Here is an 18,117-nt window from a genome sequence, read left to right as displayed (position 1 = left end):
CTTTTCTCCCTTTGTTTACGATACTACTAGCATCATGAGCGAGTTGGCTGACAAACTCTTGGGCCGCTTCATCGTCATCGACGGGCCAGACGGCGCGGGCAAGGGCACGCAGATCGGCCTGCTGGGGCAGTTCCTGCAGGACCAGGGCGTGAGTCTTTGTCGCGTGCGGGACCCCGGCGGCACGGCTGTGGGCGACCGCATCCGCCAGATCCTGCTCGACAACCGCCACGGCGAAATGGTCGTCCCGTGCGAGCTGATGCTCTACATGGCCAGCCGAGCGCAACTGGCGGCCGAGGTCATCCGCCCCGCGCTGGCGGCGGGGCAGTGCGTCCTGAGCGACCGCTACATCTCCTCGACCATCGCCTACCAGGGCGCAGGCGGGGCCGACGTCGACGTGATTCGCCAGGTTGCCCGGGCGGCTGTGGGCGACGCCATGCCGGACCTGACGATTATTCTCGATCTCGACGCGGAACTGGGTCTGCGGCGCACGGCCGAGCGCCAGGGCAAGCTGGACCGGATGGAATCCAAGGGCGCCGGGTTTCATCGCAAGGTGCGGCAGATGTTCCAGCGCCAGGTGCAGGACGACCCGGCGCACTGCGCGATGATCGACGCCTCGGGCGACATCGAGGCCACCCAGCAACTTCTCCGCGACCTGATCGCGAGATGGCGGTGGGCATGATCGACCTCGACCAGATCGTGGCTCAGGAACAAGCGGTGGCCGACCTTCGCCAGGCGATGGCGGCCGAGCGCCTGCCCCACGGGCTCATCTTTGCAGGCCCCGAGGGCGTCGGCAGGCAAACCACCGCGACGGCCCTGGCCAAGGTCCTGCTGTGCGAAGAAAAAGGGACGTGTCTTTCCGCCTGCAACGCCTGCCCAAGCTGTCGGATGATGAACGCCGGGGCTCATCCGGACTTCAACCTGGTCTACAAGGAGCTGGCGGCTTTTCACGAAGACGTGCAAGTTCGCAACCGCGTCATGCAGGAGCTGGGCATCGACGTGATCGACAGCTTTCTGATTGAGCCGGCGATGCGGGCGTCGGCCCGCGGGCGGGGCAAGGTCTTTGTCGTGCTCGAAGCCGAGCTGATGAGCCAGGATGCCCAGAACTCGCTGCTCAAGACGCTCGAAGAACCCCCGCCGGGCGTGACGATCATCCTCATCTCCAGCCAGACCGAGCAGCTCCTGCCCACGACGCTCAGCCGCTGCCGCCTGATCCGGTTTAACCTCCTGCCGCACGATTTCGTCACCCAGCGCCTGGTCGAAAGCGGCATCGAGGCGGACGAGGCCCGCTTCTGGTCGGCCGTCACCGGCGGGTCGCTGGGGCGGTCGATCGCGATGTCGGCCCAGGGGCTCTATGGCGTCAAGCGTGACATCCTGGACCGATTGGCCGCGCTGGGCCCCGGCGGCGACGTCGAGCTGGGCGAGGAGCTCACGGCGATCGTCGACAAGCTGGCCAACGCGACGGTCTCGGCCAGCAAGCGTGCCGACGGCAGCACGATGAGCAAGAACCTGGCGGTTCGCCAGGCGACCGGGGCGATGCTCGAGATAACGGCCAGCGTCTACCAGGACGCCCTGGCGCTGTCGGCGGGCAGCGACCGCCCGCTGATCAACGCCGACCAGGCCCAGGCGGTGCGGGCGATTGCCCAGCGGTTCAGCGGCGACCAGCTCTGCCGCATCATCGAGCATTTCGCGCAGTTCGAGGAACTGCTGTGGCGCAACGTCAATCACAAGACCGTCTGGGATAACGTGGTTATCACCTGCGCCTCGGCGGCGCCGCTGCGGGTCTAGAACGCGCTGATGGGGAGATTCACCGCGGAGATCGCAGAGGCCGCAGAGAAGACACAAAGAAGAAGAAACAAGAACCATCTTTTCCCTGTCTCTTCTTTGCTCCGCGTTCTCTGCGTTCTCCGCGGTGAACGAGGATGGATTGCTTTCGGCGAGTTTTGAGCGTATAACCAATCTTCCCCATGAGATATTTCTTTCGATCGCTGGGCTACCTCAAACCCTACCGCTGGCGGGTGGGCGTGTCCATTTTCTGCGCGGCGCTGATCGCGCTGCTCTGGAGCGGCGGGTTCGCGCTGATTCCGCCGGGCATCAAGGTCCTGATGACGCCTGAGGGGCTGCACGGTTGGGCCTGGAACTCGGTGGTCGAAGACCGACTGGGCGTCACGGTCGTGCAGCACGTGGTCCCTCCCGACATGCCGCCCATCGACGGGCAGACCGTCCTGATGGTCGTCGACGTGGTGAAGGTGAACAAGGACGGCGCGGCCGCCGCGGCCGGGCTCAGAGAAAACGTGTGGTTGGTGGGCATTGAAGACCGCCGGGACGACCACCGCGTGATGCGGGCCGACCGCCTGGTGCGGGAACTGGCGGCCATGCCGCCCGGTCAGACGGTGTCGCTGCGGGTGTACGATCTATACCGGCGGCAGTCGTCCACGCTGCGCGCGACGCTGGGGCATGAGCAGGCCAGTACGCGTCTGCTGGGGGAGGTGGCCAAGGCCATTCCCGAGCCGACCGGGACGTTCCAGGACATCCAGCAGGGGCGCTACCAGATGTTTCTGTGGTTGGTGATGGCCAGCCTGACCATCACCGTGCTGCGCAACGTCCTGCGGTTTTTCCAGGATTACCTGGTTCAGACGAGCGTCTTTCGCGCCTGCATGGACATCCGCTGCGAAAACTATGGCATTACGCTGCGCCTTCCGATGACCTATTTCTCACAGCACGGCTCCAGCGACACCATGAGCCGGTTCATCGCCGATACCAGCGAAGTGGCCCAGGGGCAGGAAACGCTGCTGGGCATCACCGTCGTCGAACCGCTCAAGGCTATCGGCTGCATCATTGGCGCCTTCATGGTTTCCTGGAAGTTGACGCTGATGTCGCTGATCATCGGCCCGATGGTCTTTGGCATGATCCGCCTGCTGGCCAAGGCGATGAAGCGTGCCAGCCGCAAGGCGCTGGAGGGCTGGTCCCGCATGCTCGGTCGCCTGGAGGAAACGCTCACGGGCGTTCGGGTGGTCAAGGCCTACACGATGGAACCGGCGGAAGAGGGGCGGTTCAAGAACATCAACGCGGCGGTCTACAAGCAGCAGCGCCGGATGGCGCGGATCGATTCGGCCAGCTCGCCCATGATCGAGGTGCTGGGGTTCCTGGCCGGTCTGGGCGCCGCCTGCCTGGCGGGATACTGGGTGCTGGTGCTCCAGACGATGTCGGCCGACAAGCTGGCGCTGTGGATCGCCCTGCTGACGGGCATGTTCGACCCGATGCGCAAGCTCTCGAAGATCGCCACGCGATTTCACCGCGCCGACGCCGGGGCGCAGCGCATCTTCGAGCTGCACGACCAGAACGTTGAAAAGGAATTTCCCTCCGCCAAACCGCTGGCTCGTCTGGGTCGAAGCCTCGCCTTCGACAACATCTCGTTCCGTTATCCCGGGGCGGCCACGCAGGCGTTGGAGAACATCAAGCTGGACATCGCCGCCGGGCACGTGGTGGCGTTTGTCGGGCCCAATGGCTCGGGCAAGACGACGCTGGTGTCGATGGTGCCTCGGTTGCTGGACCCCGACAGCGGGCGCATCACGGTCGACGGACAGGACGTTGCCGCCGTCCAGATCCGCTCGCTGCGCCAACAGATCGCCGTGGTCACGCAGGACGCGGTGCTTTTTCACGCCACGATCGCGGACAATATCGCCTACGGGCGCCCCGACGCCACGCGCGAGCAGATCGAGGCCGCCGCGCGCAAGGCCTTCGTCGACGAGTTCGTGCGGGACATGAAGGACGGCTATGATACCATCGTGGGCGAACACGGCACGACGCTGTCGGGCGGGCAGAAGCAGCGCATCGCCATCGCCCGGGCGGTGCTGCGCGACCCGGCGATCCTGATCTTCGACGAGGCCATGAGCCAGGTCGACGGCGACAGCGAACGGCGCATCCACCAGGCGATGCAGGACGTCATCCGCGGGCGCACGACGCTGATCGTCGCCCACCGCTTCGCCACGGTGCTCAGCGCCGACCGCATCGTCGTCATGGACGGCGGGCGCATGATCGACAGTGGACGCCATGAAGAACTGCTGGCGCGGTGCGGGCTCTATCGCCAGCTTTACGAAACGCAATTTCTCGATTCCTCGGGGCACCGGCGGTGACAACAAAACCTTCGCCTTTCGGGACGCTCTCGCGGCCGATGCTGATCTCCCTGATCGTCATCGCCGCCCTGGTCATGCCCATGTGGGTCTATGGCCTCTCCAAGCCCCTGATGATGCTGGTGGTGCTGACGGCGCTGGAGGGGGTCGCCGCGGCGGTCGTGTTCGTCGCCGCCGGCGGGTACGGATACCTCATCGTCCGCCGCTGGCTCGACGCATCGGCGCCGCTGGGGCTGCGGGTGGTGACGGCTTCGGCGATCGGCCTGTGGTTGCTCGCGGCGGTGATGATGCTGGCGGGGACGGCCGTACCGGGCCTGATGAAGATGTGGATCTGGTGGCCGCTGCTGGCCGGGGGTGTTTTGCTGGCGGCGTGGCAGGGGCGGCGGCATCTTGAGACGTGGCGCGTGGCGTCGAGCTTTGACAGCCGGGCGATGGTGTGGTTGGCGCTGGCGGCCGCGGGCGGCGTGTGGTTGGTCGGGGCGTGCCGTCAGAACGCGCTGTGGGTGAACTTCCCGGCGGCGATGGAGACGCTGTGGCGCGACCTTGAGATTCCGCGAGAGTACTACCTGGCCCAGCACGTCGGCGGGTTGGCGCACAACAGTTTCAGCTACGAGCCGCTGACGACGCAGATGCTTTCGCTGCTGGCGATGGCGCTGCGCGGCGGGGCGCACGAGGGCATGTACCTGGCCAAGTTCATCCAGGGCGGGTTCGGCGTGCTGGCGGTGGCGGGGATCGTCGCCGCGCTTAAGGGGGAAGAGACGCTGCGATGGCGCCTGGCGTCGGCGATGATCGTCTCGACGCCGATGCTGCTGATGCTCGGCTGGGCCGGCGGACCGGACCTGGCGGTCGTGTGTTATCTGACGCTGGCGGTGCTGTGGATGCGCCAGTGGTCGCTGGAACGCCGGTGGCAGGGCGCCGTCTGCATCGGCGCGATGCTGGGGGCGGCGTGGTCGACCGGTCACGAGGCGTTCGTGCCCGTGGTGCTGCCGGCGCTGGCGGTGGCGGGGGCCTACATGCTGGTTCGCCGGCGGGCGGGGCACGCGGGCCTGGCCGTGGCGGGCATCCTGATCATGATGGCCCCGTGGATGATCCGCGCGGCGGCCTACACGAGCAACCCGTTCTTCCCTCGCATGACGCAGACCTTCGGCCGATCGCACTGGAGCCAGGAGCAGCAGCAGCGGTGGCTCAGCGCTCATAGCGTGCCTCCCGGGGCGCCGGTGCCCTCGCCGCCGGGGTGGACCGAGCCGGAGCCCCCGTCGCGGGCGCTGCTCTTTTACAGGAATTTCGTCGCTTACAGTTCCAGCGATCTGCTGGGCGTGGTTACCCTGGTGGTGGCGCTGGCGGCGCTGTGCGCCGTGATCGCCACGCCCGGATCGCCGGCCTGGGAGTGGCTGCTGGCGATCACCGCTGGGGCTCAATTGCTCTGCTGGGCGCTGCTGACGCCGTCGATGGCGATGGAGCGGATCGTGCCGGTCATGGTGCCGCTGTCGCTGCTGGCGGCCGGCGTGCTGGCTCGCCTGGCGCAGGTTCAGGTCAGCCCGTTTAACAAGAGTGCCGATCGCCCCTCGACGGGGCCCTGGGGCATGGCGCCGGCCGTGGCGGTCACGGCGATGGCGGTGCTGGTGAATCTCGTGACGGCAGGTGGGGTGTTCTTCTTTGTCAGCGCGGACGTGCCGGCCCGTCCGGGCGCGCCGATCGAGGCCCACAGCGAGGTGGTGATCCCCACCCCCGCGCGGACCGACGGCGGGCTGATCGTGCTGGTCGGTCCTCCCGCCGACAGGCGATCGCTCATCCTGGGCGACCCGCGGGTTTTCGCCTATCCGCCGAAGTCGCTGTACGCTTCGCCCTTCGACGGGCAATGGCTGGCCGAGCAGGCCCGCGCCGGCGTCAGTGGGCCGCAGTTGCTGGCGGCTCTGAAGCAGAAGGATCTTTCGTACATCGTCGTCAACTGGGAGCAGATCTGGTCGCAGGCGGTCACGATCGGCTATCCCTCGCCCTTGAGCGAGGACCTCTTCGAACGCTGGGCCAAAGGACGCCCCGCCGGCCTGGTGGTGCTGGACCAATTGAAGCCGCTGGGTCTGCGGGTGGAACAGGAACAATATCGCTCCGAGAGCGCCACGCGCCCGGCGACAGCCACCGCTGCCACCGCCACCGCCCCGGCGACAACGGCGGCATCGAGCACCCAAGGCAGGCGCGGCTGGCAGGCGTACCCGTTCCCGACCCAGTGGCCGACGCTGACGATCTACGCCCTGCCCTGGGCGCCGCAGATTCCCCACTCCCAGACGCGCCCGGCGACGGCAACGGCGCCGGCGACGCGGCCGTAGGGCAGCACATTCGTATCGGGTGGCATGGCGACACGCGAAGCGGGTCGCCATGGCCGGCCGCTACAGACTGGTTCGTCCAAGGCTTCACCGGTACAATGCCGGCGTGATAGCAGAACGCTCGGGCATTCTGGTATGGGCGGCGATCGGCTTGGCGCTGGCGGCGGCAGGCGGGTGCGGGCGGCGTGTCGGGACGGCGCCGGCGGTCTGGGTCGCCAGCGATATGGCCGCACTGACGGATCAGACCAAGCCCTTCGTCGATCCGATCGTCGTCGACGCCGACATGCAGTCGGTCAATCTATTCGCCGCGGCCAATGAGACGGTCAGTTTCCAGGTCGTCATCGACGCCGACGCCGGCGAGCTGCGCGACATCAAGGTCCGCCTGGGCGAGCTGTCCGGTCCCGGCGGCGCGCGGATCGCTGCGGCGCGATTCAGCGCATTCCAGGCCTTGCCCGTGCGCGTCACGAGCTATCCGGCATGGTATCTGCGACTGGCCGAGAAGGTTCCCGAGCCGGTGACGCATTACGACGCGCTGGTGCCGATGGAGGCCCCGGACATCGGTCCGGCGCTGGACCCGCAGCGGCGGCTGGTGGTCTGGGTGGATTTGGCCGTGCCCGGCAGCGCCCGTGCGGGCGATTACAGCGGGTCGCTGACGGTCTCGGCGGCAGGTCGCGCCGACGCGGTGCGGCCGATCAAACTTAAGGTGTACGGATTCGTCCTTCCCGACGCGCGTCCGCTGGCGGCGGTGGGGGGCTTCGACCACAAGGCCCTGTTCTCGCGGTTCATCCAGCGCGACGGCGTGCCGTTCGTCCCGGTGCGGATGGACCTGCAGCACCCGCAGGTCAAGCGCGGGCTGGTGCTCATGCGTCAACTGATGCGCCTCGGCCACGCCCACCGCCTGGACCTGTTCGACACGACGATGACGCCGCTGCTCAAGCGCGACCTGACCGGAAAGGTCAAGCTCGACTGGACCGAATACGACGCGGTGGTGCTGCCTTACCTCAGCGGCACGGCGTTCGACGACCGCGTCGCTGTTGCGGCCTGGCCGATCCCCTTCAGCGAGGCCTGGCCTCCCAGCCGCCCCTATGGCGGAGCGGACAGCGCCACCTACCGCGAGACGGCCGCGCAGATTCTGGCCCAGTGCGGCAAGCACGCCCAGGCCCTGGCCAAGGACAGCGGGCGCCTGTTCGTCTGGCCGCGGCGCGGCGGCGCCGACGCGGCGGCCTATGACCAATTCATCTCCCTGGCGAAGCTGGTCCGGGCCGCCGGCGCGGAACTGCCGATCCTCTCGACGCTGCCGGCCAATCCCCCCCAGCCGACCGGATGGACCGCGCCCAAAGAGTACGCCTCGCTGGTCGACATTCACTGTCCCAGCGGCGAGTTTTTCGACCCGGCGCCGGTGTCGCCGGGCCAGGGCTCCAGGCGTCTGGCGGGGTTGTGGTTCACGCCCGGCCAACCGCCTTACACGCCGGCCTTGGGGGTGGTCTCGACGCCCTGCGACGCGCGGGCGATTCCCTGGTTCGCCATGCGATATGACTGCACGGGGCTGCTCATCGGCGAGGTGATGAACTGGCCGGCCGATCCGTACGCCACCGCCGCCGGCGCCGAGGCAAGGCTGTTCTATCCCGGAAACGCCGTCGGGCGCGGCGACGAGGTCCTGCCCTCGGTGCGGCTCAAGCGACTGCGCCGCGGGCTGCAGGACATCGCGTACCTGTGGCTGCTCCGCCAACGCAAGCGCCAGGACCTGGCCGACTCGCTGGCCAGGGCGATGGCCCGATACGCCGGGGTGGCTGCCGCCGGCGATCAGTACCAGGACGTGAGACTGGACGGGTGGGTGGCTGAGCCGGCGGCCTGGGAGATGGCGCGGCGGTTGATGGCCGTCGAGATCGAGGCGGCGCTGGCGCCCGTGCCGCCCAGCGACCATGACGTGCAACTGCGCCGCATGGACTGGCAGGAGTTTGAGGAGAAGGTCTACTCCGTGCGCGTCGAGCAGGTGCGCACCCGAGTGGTCGAACTGGCCGACGGACGCCTGCGCGCCAGCGTTCTGTTGGACCTGTACAACGAGTTCCGCCGCGACGTGAGCGTCGTGGCCGCCCTGGGCGATCTGCCGCCGGGCTGGACGAACGTCAAGGCAACCGCCCGCCTGGCCATGCCCGCGGCCACCAGGGGGGTCGTCGAACTGACAGCCGAAGGCGCGACGCTGCCGGCGGGAACCACCGGCAAGATGTCGCTGCCGGTGAACGTGACGGTGGACCGGCGGCGGCAGAGGCACTTCGCGGCCGGCGTGCCCTTCGTCATCGCTTTGCCGGCGGCTTCGGCGGTGACGATCGACGGGGCATTGGGCGACTGGCCGATCCGCCCGGCCAACGCCGCCGGCGCGTTTACGCTGGTCGGGCGTCGCGGGCGCACGAGCCCGCTGGCGGCGCGGCAGACGCTCGTGCAGGTGCTGCGCGACGAGAACTTTCTGTACATCGCTTTCCGCTGCGACGAGCCCCAGATCGCCTCCCTGGTCAGCCGGGCCGACAACTCGGTTCACTACGAGCAGTTGATGGCCTGCGGCGAGGACCTCGTCGAGATCATCCTGGACCCGGGTCGAACCGCCCAGTCGGCGGAGGATCTCTATCACCTGCTGATCAAGCCCACCGGCGTGGTGGTGGCCGAGCGCGGCGTGGGGTGCCGCCCCCCGCTGGGCAAGTGTTCCCCCTGGCCGGTGGCGTACAAGGCGGCGGTGGCGCGCGAGAACGGTCAGTGGCGCGTGGAGATGGCCATTCCGCTGGCGGCTTTCGCTCAGGCGGGCACGGCTCGCCTGTGGGGCGTCAATTTCGCCCGGTTTGCCACCGCCGGCAGCGAGTCGTCGAGTTGGTCGGGCGCGGCGCGGCACTTTTATGACCCGCGCAACCTTGGTACGATGTACCTGCGCCCGCCGGGCGGCGCGACGCCCCAGCCGTAGGAGTTTCAGCCATGACATCAACGCCAGGATCAGGTGGTCCGCCCCGTCCCTCCGTGCCGCGACGCCCCCCGCCGCCGCCGGCGACGCGGGCGCCCGCCCCCGCCGCAGGGCCCGCCCCCGCGCCGCAGGCCCGCACCCAGCGACCCGCCTATACCCGAGGCGCCCCGCCCGCGTCTAAAAACGGTTGGATCGTCGGCGGGTTGATGGTGCTGGCCGTGGTGGCAGTGGCGGGGATCTTCCTGCTGACTCGCGGATGTTCCACCGGGCGCGAGAGGACCACCGATGACATGATCGTTCTGATCAAGCCCGACGCGCCCCCGGCGCTGGTGGTCGGCGCCCTGCCCACCAATTCCGGAAACGCCGGCGACGACTACGCCCTGGCCGTCAAGGTCATCAAGGACAATTACGCCCAGTTGGCCGTCTACCTCGGCGACGAGGCCCCCAGCGGTCCGGGCGGGCGGCTTGATTACGGAATCGTGCGGAACGTCCAGGACGAAGATGAGAGCGGCGCTGCCGCGGCGATTCCCCCGCCGCCCGTCATGGCTTTGCTGGAGCAGATCGAATCGCACGTCAAGGCCGGTGCGGCCAAGCAGACCATGGACTACACCTTCACGCACACGCCCAAGACGTTCCAGGTGGCGATCGAATATCGCCCCGCCACGGAGCTGCTCAATGTCGCCGATGCCCTCGACTCGCTGAGGGTCTATTACCTTCGCCAGAACAAACGCGACCGCGCCATCGCCTGCGCCCAGGCCGAGTTCGTCCTGGGATGGCACATGGCTTCCGAAGGACGCATCGCCAACATGACCCAGGTCGGGCTGGATATCCAGGTCAAGGCCGTCGAGGGCCTCAAGGCGATTCACGGCGAAACGGCTACTGAGAACGATGAACTCAAGACGCTCAACACGTACGTCTTGAAAATCAACGACGCCAAGCGGCGGGTCATTCGGAAACTCCAGGCGATCTGGCCGGCCAGTCCCGCCCTGGGCGACGTGCTGTTCATCGTCGAGAAAGACCCCGACTCAGCCTGGCGGGCTCAGGGGCTGCTGGCGCTGGGACTGGTGCGATACGCGTATCGCAGCAAGAGCGACCCGGTCGAGGCCGAGGCGGTCCTCGACCGCTACATGAAGGACCCCAACCCGTATCTGGCCGCGGCGGCATCGGCGGCCCGGGCCTTCACGCGCGAGCAGTTCAACCAGGTCGGGTCGGGAAACTTGCCTGACGACAACGGCGGGCGCTGATGGATACATCCCCCGGCGAGATGGCCGCCAGGGTCACGGTGCGGCCGATCGATCTCACCTGCCCCGCGGGGGCGGTGGTTCCCCTGCTGCAGGGGCAGCCTGGGGCCGTCATGCTCGATTCGTCCGCCCTGCACGACCAGTACGGACGCTATTCCGTCATCACCTGCCGCCCCATCGAGGTGCTCACGCTTGATCGCGGCGCGCTGCGGCGCGACGGGCGGGAGATCGCCCCCGCGCGCCGAAGCGACTTCTGGCCCGCTCTGCGCGCCGCCCTGGGACGCGTCAAGCTGACTGCCCCAGCCCCGCCCGCGGCGTACCTGGGCGGATGGTTCGGATTCGCCGGCTACGAACTGGCCAATCTCGTCGAGCGTCTGCCCGCCCCCCGCGCCGGCGACACGCACCTGCCGGACCTGAGGCTGTCGCTGCACGACGCGGTGCTGGTCTACGACGCGCTGCTGCGGCAGTGGCAGATGGTCGAACTGGTCTTCGACCATCCGCCCGACGGCGCCGGCTGCGCCGCGCGGGCGCTGCAGGATATGATCGACCAGGCGCGCGACCTTCCGACGGCGCCGCCGCCGGAAGCGGCCGAACGGGCCGACCCCACCTGCCGCCCGGTCGTGGCCGGCGCGGTCTGCAATTTCACCGACGAGCAGTACCGCCAGGCGGTCGCGCGGTGCGTCGAGTACATTGCCGCCGGCGATATCTTCCAGGTGAACCTCTCGCGCCGCCTGAGCGTGCGGCAGGGGCCGCCGGCGGCGGCGATCTACCAGGCGCTGCGGCGGCGAAACCCGGCGTGGTATTCGGCGTACCTGCAGTTCGAATTCGCCGGCGCGCCCTGCGCCGTGCTCAGCAGTTCGCCCGAGCTGTTCCTCAGCGCCCGCGACGGGCGGGTGGTCACGCGGCCGATCAAGGGCACGCGCCCGCGCCGCGGCGACGCCGCCGCCGACGCTGCCGCCGCCGAGGCGCTGCTGGCCAGCCCCAAGGACAACGCCGAACTGGCGATGATCATCGACCTGCTGCGCAACGACCTGGGGCGCGTCTGCCGCTACGGCAGCGTCGTCGTTTCGGAGAAGCGCCGCCTCGAGGTGCATCCGACGGTGCTGCACCTGGTCGGCACGGTCGAGGGGCAATTGTGCGCGGGCGTCGACGCGGCGGCCTTGCTGCGGGCGACGTTTCCCGGCGGCTCGATCACCGGGGCCCCGAAGATCCGGGCGATGGAGATCATCAACGAGATCGAGTCTGTGCCCCGCGGCGTATACACTGGATGCATCGGTTACGTCGGCGTGGACGGCTCGTGCCAGTGGAACATCGCCATCCGCACGCTGGTCTGCGACGGCGGCGACGTACACATGCAGGTCGGCGGGGGCATCGTCGCCGACTCGCAGCCCCAGGGCGAACTGGACGAGACAGCCGACAAGGCCCGGGCCATGCTCGAGGCTATCGAAGAGGCGCGCGTCGCATGCGCGACAGCACTATGAAAACCTTTCCGATCATGCTGGACATGCGGGGCAAGCTCGCCGTTGTCGTCGGCGGCGGGGCGGTCGGACGGCGAAAGGCCCGTTCGCTGATCGCGGCGGGCGCTGCCGTGCGCGTCATAGACCCGGCGGGGCCGAACATCGCCGGAGCGACGGTGGTCGCCCGGGCGTATCGCAAGAGCGATCTTAAAGGGGCAATGCTGGTCTTCGCCTGCACGGGCGAGCGGGCCACGAATGCCCGTATCGCCGCCGACGCCCGGGCGGCCGGCGCGCTGGTCAACGCCGTAGACCAGATCGAGGACTGCGACTTTCTCGCCCCGGCCGTCTTGCAGCGCGGCAAGGTTGTGGTGGCCGTAGGTACCGGCGGAACTGCCCCGGCGCTGGCAAAACTGCTCAAGAAGCATATGGCCACCGCGATGCCGCAGAAAATCGCCGGATTTGCCGCCGCCCTGGAACGCATCCGGCATATGCTTCGACACCGTCCGCTGCCGCCACAGCGTCGCCAGGCGGTCATGAAGCAATTGGCTGGCGAGGGGGGCTACCAGCTGTTCATGGCGGGAGGCGCAAAGTCGCTTCGTCAGCGATGCCTGGAACTATGCCGGGTTTAGTGCGTTCAGTACGTATAAGTTGATGCGGAAGGGTTGAGACGGCGGGACGTAATCCGCAATCCGAAATCCCCAATCCGCAATCGAGGACGTGATGCGAATTCTGTGCGTGGGCGCCAGTCACAAGACCGCCGCTGTCTCAATGCGAGAGCGGCTCAGCTTTGACTGCGCCAAAGCCTCCCTCGCACTAGCGCAGCTTGCCCAACGATGGCCGGCGGCAGAGTTCCTGCTGCTGTCGACCTGCAACCGTGTCGAGTTGTACGTCGCCCGCCCCCTGCACGAGCGGCCGCGAGTGCAGGACCTTGTCGACTGGCTGGGCGAGTTCCACCGCGTCCACCCCGACAGCTTCGCCGGCGAAACCTACAGCCTCGCCGACGCCCAGGCCGTCGCCCATCTGCTGCGCGTGACGGCGGGGCTCGACAGCCTCGTGCCCGGCGAAGACCAGATCGTCGCGCAGGTCAAAGAAGCCTGCCGCCTGGCCGACGAGGCCCGCGCCGCCCGCGGCGTCATGAAGGAACTCGTCGAGGGCGCCCTCCACACCGCCAAGCACGTCCGCACCGAGACCGGTGTGGCCGCGGGCAAGGTCTCGGTCGCCTCGGTCGCCGTCGATCTGATCCGCCAGGGGCGTCCGGCGCTGGAGCAGGCCTGCGTGCTCAGCATCGGCGCCGGCGAGATGAGCGCGATGATGCTCAAGCACATGGCGAAGCTCGGTTGCCGAAAGATTCTGATCGCCAACCGGTCGCCCGATCGCGCCGCGGCGCTGGCGCGGCTCTGCGGCGGCACGAGCGTGTCGCTGGAAGACCTGGATGAGCACCTGGCCGCGGCAGACATCGTTGTGACCTCCACCGGCTCGCCCCAGCCCCTCGTCACGGCGGCGATGGTCGAGGCCGCCCAGCACCGCCGCGGCGGCAAGAGCCTGCTGATCGTCGACATCGCCGTTCCGCGCGACGTGGATCCCGCCGCGGCCGGCGTACACAACGTCAGCCTGTTCAATATCGACGACCTGGAACAGACCGTGCGGCGGACGATCGCCCTGCGCCAGGATGAGCAGGACCGCGCCTGCGACATCATCGACCGGCACGTGGCCGAGCTCACCGAGCGCCTGCATGTGCGCAAGGTCTCGCCCACCATCGACGCGCTCTACAAACGCCTCGAGCAGATCGCCGCGGAAGAACTCGCCTCCGCCCGCAACAAGCTCTCGACGCACGCTGATGCGGCCGACGACGAAGAAGTCATCCAACGCGCGCTGCACCGCGCGGTTCGCCGCATCCTGCACGACCCCGCCACCCGCCTGCGCCAGGACCCCGACAGCGCCCGCACCCAGGAACTCATGGACGCCGTGCGCGAACTGTTTGCGCTGGGGAAAGATCTCACCGCGGAGAACGCGGAGAACGCAGAGAATTAGAGAGACGGGGAAAAGGCATGAACAAATAAATAGTAACCGTCCCGAATTAAATAATCCGGGACGGTTACTTTTTAGTCTCTTCCTTTTTCTCTCTGCGACCTCTGCGATCTCCGCTGTGAACCTCTTTGAACAAATCAAAAATGACCCAACGGGTCTTTGTCTTTTCGCGAGATTGTCACCTTCAGCGCCGGCAGGAGCCTGAGCAGGTTCTTGCGCAGCAGGGGCAGTACAGGGCGCTCGGAGTTGCTGTGGCCGACGCATACCACCGTCAGGCCCGCCGCGGCGGCGGCCAGGGCGTCGTGATGGTGCATCTCGCCGGTGAGGTAGAAGTTGGCTCCGGCAGAGACCGCCCCGCGCCAGAGAGCCCCGCACGAACCGGCGCAGCAGGCGGCCCGCTCTACCTTCTGGCGCCGCGGACCGGCGATCTGCACGGCAGGCAGGTGCAGCGTTTTCTTGATCATCGCAATGAGCCGATCGGCCTGTGCGGGCTTGAGCAGGCGCCCCACGCGCCCCATCCCCTGTCCCTTGGGCAGCGGATCGAGCGGGTAGATGTCGATGGCTGGTTCTTCATAGCTGTGGGCGGAGCGGATGGCCGCGACGATATCGGCTGTCGCCTCGCGCGGGGCCAGCACTTCCAGGCGCAGTTCGCGCACCGCCTCCAGGCGGCCGCTCTTGCCAACGGCGGGATTGGTCCCCGCCGCCCCGCGGAACGTGCCCACACCGCTGCTGTGGAACGAGCACTCGCTGTAGTTGCCGATGCGACCGGCCCCGGCGGCAAAGGCCGCTTGGCTGACGGCGTCGAGGTTGTCCGGGTGTACGAAGACCACGATATTGCAGTTGGCGCGGGCATCCTGGGGCTCGATGGGTTGAAGGTCCTGCAGACCCATCACCGCCGCCAGGGCGTCGTTGGTGCCGCCGGCCACCACGTCCAGCGCCGTGTGCGGGCAGTAGACCGCCAGACCGCTCCGCGCCGCCCGCCAGGCGACGGGCTGTTCATCGGCCGTGACGCGCGAGACCGGCTTGAAGATGACGGGGTGGTACGCCATGACCATCTCGGCGCCCGCGGCGGCGGATTCATCGAGCACCTCCCCCGTCAGGTCGATGCAGAGCATGAGGCGGCGCACGGCCGCGCTGCGGTCGCCCAGCAGCAGGCCGGTGTTGTCCCACTGGGCCGCCAGGGGCGGCGGGGCGAGCGTCTCCATCGCGGCAGCGACGTCTCGTACGTTCATGAGGTCTCCCGCGCCGGTCCGCACTCGCCCGTCAGCAGCGATTCGTAGGCGTCCATCAGCCGCCGCGTGAGCGGTCCGGGCTTCTCATCGGCCACCGGATGGCGCTCGATGCGGGCCACCGGGCGAATGCCGCTGGTGGACGAGGTCAGGAAGATTTCACTGGCGGCGAGCATCTCCTTGACCGTCAGGGGCGTCTGGTCGTCGAAGGCAATATCCAGTTGGCCGGCCAGTTCGAGCACGGCCGCTCGCACGATGCCCGGCAGGACGGGCGTGTTCAGCGGCGGCGTGCAGAGTTTGCCGTCGCGCACGAGAAAGACGTTGCAGAAGCACGCCTCGGCCAGATGAGACGCCGGCGTGTACCACAGCGCCTCGTCGGCGCCGGCGGCCGCGGCGTGCTGGCGGGCCAGCATGCGCGGCAGGTAGCAGCCGGTCTTGTACCCGCACGTGGGGTCTTCGACGTTCTGGCGGAAGGGAGCGATCATGACCGTCAGACCGCTGTCGTACCAGTCTGCGGGATACCGCGGCAGCGGCTCGGCCGTGACGACCGTGGTGCTCCCGCTGCCGTGTATGCTGCCCGGTGAGAGCGTGATGCGCATCCTCGCGTCGGTCAGCTCGTTGGCCGCCAGCACCTCGCCGCACGCGCGCTCGAGCGTGGCTTCGTCCGCGTCGTTGCGCAGACCCAGCCGCTCGACGGTCTGCATCAGCCTCGCCAAGTGTGCCGGCAAACGGAACACCTTCCCGCCGCGGGCGAGCATCGTCGTAAACGCCGACGCCCCGTGCAGCACCGCCGAATCGAAAACGCTGACGCAAGCCTGCTCGGCCGGTACGATCTGCCCGTTGAAATAGACGCTGTTAGCCATACGCGGGAAGTCTATCCCTCCCCGCCGCCGATGGCAACCCTATGGAGTGCGGCAGCCAGAGCTGCCGCTTTTGAAGTTGTTCGGGTGGCGTGGCCCTTGCCGCGGGGCTTAAAAACTACCAAAGCGGCAGCTGCTGCTGCCGCACTCCATATAGCTACAGCGACAAGCTCAGCAGCGACAGCTTGCCTGCCTGGACGCCGCGGGTGGCGGTGATGGCGTCGCAGATGCGGCGGAGCTGTTCGGCGCGGCCGCGAAGGAGGATCACTTCCAGGCATCGGTCGTGGTCGAGATGCACGTGCTGGCTGCAGAGCACCGCGTGGTGGTCTTCGTGCTGGAGGCTGGCCAGTTCCTGGCTGAGGCTGTGGGAGGCGTGGTTGTAAATGATCGACAGCGACGCGGCGACTTCGGCCTTGGGGTCTGTCCATTCCTGCTCGACCAGGGCCGCGCGGATCAGGTCGCGCATGGCCTGGCTGCGATTGTCATAGCCGCGAGTGGTCATCCAGGCGTCGAATTTGTCCAGCAGGTCCATTTCGATCGCCAGCGTCGTCCGTGTCAGGTCGGTCATGGGGCGCTCCTCTGGAAGGCTATTGTAACGGCGAGCGGTCTGCGTGCCCATGGCGACCCGCTGAAGAAACGTCGCGTGTCGCCATGCCACCCGTTCTGCGCGCCGTTAGCGGCGGGGCTTGCCCCGCGTTTTCGCGCCGGTCCCCTGCCACGCGCGGGGCAAGCCCCGCCGCTAACGTGGCGAGCGAGCCTCTCTACTCTACCCGTACGTTCTTCCGCCGGCGGGTTGCCCGTTTCCAATCCGGCGCCCGCCGCGTATGATGCGGGAAATGAGCAATGTTTTACACATGATCGACGCGCAGACGCCGCAGGACTGCCTGCTGCAGTTGGCGCTGCTGGCTCAAGGCGATGACGTGATCGTCTCGGTCGGCCCGCCGCGGCCATGCGCGGACCTGACGCTGCCGGTGCAGGCGGTGCATGCGCCGATGGGTCTCAAGGCCCTGGCGGGGCTGAAAACCAAAGCGATGGCACGCCGGCGACGGGCGGTGCATGCCTGGAGCTACTCGGTATTGCGGGCGGCGAAGCTTGCGGCCGAGGACCGCCCCATCGTGCTGAGCCTGCCGTGCATGCCGCCTCGCGCGGAGGTCGGGAAGATCGTCGCCGCCGCGGCACGGATGGACATCGGCCTGACGGTCCCGACGGAGACGCTGCGGCGACGATTGCTCGCCGCCGGCGCCGACGCGGGACGGACGGTGGTGCTGCCGCCGCCTGCGCGGGCCATTGACGACGCAGTCCAGCGGCGCCAGCGCACGCGGGCGGCGCTGGGGATCGCCCCGGGATATTTCCTGGTGGTTGTTCCGGGCGAGATGACGCCCGATGCCGGGCAGAAGTACGCCTCATGGACGCACGCGATCGTGCGGCGGTTCCTGCCGCAGACACGGATGGTCATCAGCGGCGAGGGCATGAATCTGCCCAACGTCCGCTCGTTCGTCGTTTCGACCGGGTTTCAGAGCGAGCAGTTGACGCCGGCGGGGCGGGTTCCGCTGGCGGACATTCTCGCCGCCGCCGACGCGGCGATGTTCCTGCCCACGCGCGACGCGGGGCTGGCCAGCGTCGCGGCGGCGATGGCGGCAGGGGTGCCCATCGTGGCCGCCGATACGCCGGGCCTGCGCGAGCTGCTGGGCGACGCCGCGGCGCTGCTGGTTCCGCCGGCCAAGCCGCGCCAGACCTCGGCGGCGCTGGCCCGGCTGATCGACGATCCGGCGTTGGGGCGCAGCCTCGCGGCGGTTGCACAAGAGCGGGCGGCGCAGCGCCATAGCGTCGACCTCGCCCGCGGCGCGTTGGAAGCGTGTTACATCCTGCCGCCCCGGCAGGCGATTCGGCTATAATCGACGGTT

13 protein-coding genes are annotated in these 18,117 nt (G+C 68.2%); 10 read left to right on the top strand and 3 right to left on the bottom strand.

The genetic code is table 11. The features are described 5' to 3' along the window. The first annotated feature begins 34 nt into the window (after positions 1-34). The 9 genes from tmk to hemA all read left to right on the top strand — a co-directional run bounded on the left by tmk (position 35) and on the right by hemA (position 14,127). Positions 35-679, top strand: a complete 645-nt coding sequence (gene tmk, locus ABFD92_05880) for a dTMP kinase (GenBank protein MEN6504048.1) — start codon at positions 35-37, stop codon at positions 677-679. Next, positions 676-1,785 (top strand): DNA polymerase III subunit delta' C-terminal domain-containing protein, encoded by a 1,110-nt coding sequence (locus tag ABFD92_05875; protein ID MEN6504047.1) that lies wholly within the window; start codon positions 676-678, stop codon positions 1,783-1,785. Before tmk ends, ABFD92_05875 begins: the two co-directional genes overlap by 4 nt. Before the next feature lie 179 nt (positions 1,786-1,964). After that, positions 1,965-4,133 (top strand): ABC transporter ATP-binding protein, encoded by a 2,169-nt coding sequence (locus ABFD92_05870; GenBank protein MEN6504046.1) that lies wholly within the window; start codon positions 1,965-1,967, stop codon positions 4,131-4,133. Beyond that, entirely contained in the window at positions 4,130-6,454 is a 2,325-nt protein-coding gene (locus tag ABFD92_05865; GenBank protein MEN6504045.1) for a hypothetical protein, read from the top strand. The genes ABFD92_05870 and ABFD92_05865 overlap by 4 nt, the downstream gene beginning before the upstream one ends. Positions 6,455-6,557: 103 nt before the next feature. Beyond that, on the top strand, positions 6,558-9,401 hold the full coding sequence (locus ABFD92_05860) for a hypothetical protein (GenBank protein MEN6504044.1): 2,844 nt from the start codon (positions 6,558-6,560) through the stop codon (positions 9,399-9,401). Positions 9,402-9,412: 11 nt separating this feature from the next. Next, entirely contained in the window at positions 9,413-10,642 is a 1,230-nt protein-coding gene (locus ABFD92_05855) for a hypothetical protein (GenBank protein MEN6504043.1), read from the top strand. After that, positions 10,642-12,120 (top strand): anthranilate synthase component I family protein, encoded by a 1,479-nt coding sequence (locus ABFD92_05850; protein ID MEN6504042.1) that lies wholly within the window; start codon positions 10,642-10,644, stop codon positions 12,118-12,120. The genes ABFD92_05855 and ABFD92_05850 overlap by 1 nt, the downstream gene beginning before the upstream one ends. Beyond that, on the top strand, positions 12,102-12,725 hold the full coding sequence (locus ABFD92_05845) for a bifunctional precorrin-2 dehydrogenase/sirohydrochlorin ferrochelatase (GenBank protein MEN6504041.1): 624 nt from the start codon (positions 12,102-12,104) through the stop codon (positions 12,723-12,725). The genes ABFD92_05850 and ABFD92_05845 overlap by 19 nt, the downstream gene beginning before the upstream one ends. 91 nt (positions 12,726-12,816) lie before the next feature. Continuing rightward, positions 12,817-14,127: a glutamyl-tRNA reductase gene (hemA, locus tag ABFD92_05840; GenBank protein MEN6504040.1), complete on the top strand. Its 1,311-nt coding sequence runs from the start codon at positions 12,817-12,819 to the stop codon at positions 14,125-14,127. 134 nt (positions 14,128-14,261) lie between these two features. On the opposite strand, the gene ABFD92_05835 is transcribed toward hemA, so the two are convergent. The 3 genes from ABFD92_05835 to nikR all read right to left on the bottom strand — a co-directional run bounded on the left by ABFD92_05835 (position 14,262) and on the right by nikR (position 16,781). After that, entirely contained in the window at positions 14,262-15,356 is a 1,095-nt protein-coding gene (locus ABFD92_05835) for a Nif3-like dinuclear metal center hexameric protein (GenBank protein ID MEN6504039.1), read from the bottom strand. After that, a complete protein-coding gene (locus ABFD92_05830; GenBank protein MEN6504038.1) occupies positions 15,353-16,216 on the bottom strand; it encodes an aminotransferase class IV in 864 nt (287 codons plus the stop codon). The genes ABFD92_05835 and ABFD92_05830 overlap by 4 nt, the downstream gene beginning before the upstream one ends. Before the next feature lie 154 nt (positions 16,217-16,370). Next, positions 16,371-16,781: a nickel-responsive transcriptional regulator NikR gene (gene nikR / locus ABFD92_05825; protein ID MEN6504037.1), complete on the bottom strand. Its 411-nt coding sequence runs from the start codon at positions 16,779-16,781 to the stop codon at positions 16,371-16,373. Positions 16,782-17,049: 268 nt separating this feature from the next. Between nikR and ABFD92_05820 the strand changes: the two genes are divergently transcribed. Continuing rightward, positions 17,050-18,108: a glycosyltransferase gene (locus ABFD92_05820; protein ID MEN6504036.1), complete on the top strand. Its 1,059-nt coding sequence runs from the start codon at positions 17,050-17,052 to the stop codon at positions 18,106-18,108. Positions 18,109-18,117: the final 9 nt, after the last annotated feature.

The sequence above is a fragment of the Planctomycetaceae bacterium genome, assembly GCA_039680605.1.
Classification (GTDB): Bacteria; Planctomycetota; Phycisphaerae; order SM23-33; family SM23-33; genus JAJFUU01.
This window is presented reverse-complemented; position numbering and strand designations above follow the sequence as displayed.

Bases quoted from the DNA above. Each gene is read 5' to 3' on its own strand.
- tmk (MEN6504048.1), top strand. From the start codon at position 35: ATGAGCGAGTTGGCTGACAAACTCTTGGGCCGCTTCATCGTCATCGAC.
- ABFD92_05875 (MEN6504047.1), top strand. From the start codon at position 676: ATGATCGACCTCGACCAGATCGTGGCTCAGGAACAAGCGGTGGCCGAC.
- ABFD92_05870 (MEN6504046.1), top strand. From the start codon at position 1,965: ATGAGATATTTCTTTCGATCGCTGGGCTACCTCAAACCCTACCGCTGG.
- ABFD92_05855 (MEN6504043.1), top strand. From the start codon at position 9,413: ATGACATCAACGCCAGGATCAGGTGGTCCGCCCCGTCCCTCCGTGCCG.
- ABFD92_05850 (MEN6504042.1), top strand. From the start codon at position 10,642: ATGGATACATCCCCCGGCGAGATGGCCGCCAGGGTCACGGTGCGGCCG.
- ABFD92_05845 (MEN6504041.1), top strand. From the start codon at position 12,102: ATGCGCGACAGCACTATGAAAACCTTTCCGATCATGCTGGACATGCGG.
- hemA (MEN6504040.1), top strand. From the start codon at position 12,817: ATGCGAATTCTGTGCGTGGGCGCCAGTCACAAGACCGCCGCTGTCTCA.
- ABFD92_05835 (MEN6504039.1), bottom strand. From the start codon at position 15,356: ATGAACGTACGAGACGTCGCTGCCGCGATGGAGACGCTCGCCCCGCCG.
- ABFD92_05830 (MEN6504038.1), bottom strand. From the start codon at position 16,216: ATGGCTAACAGCGTCTATTTCAACGGGCAGATCGTACCGGCCGAGCAG.
- nikR (MEN6504037.1), bottom strand. From the start codon at position 16,781: ATGACCGACCTGACACGGACGACGCTGGCGATCGAAATGGACCTGCTG.
- ABFD92_05820 (MEN6504036.1), top strand. From the start codon at position 17,050: ATGAGCAATGTTTTACACATGATCGACGCGCAGACGCCGCAGGACTGC.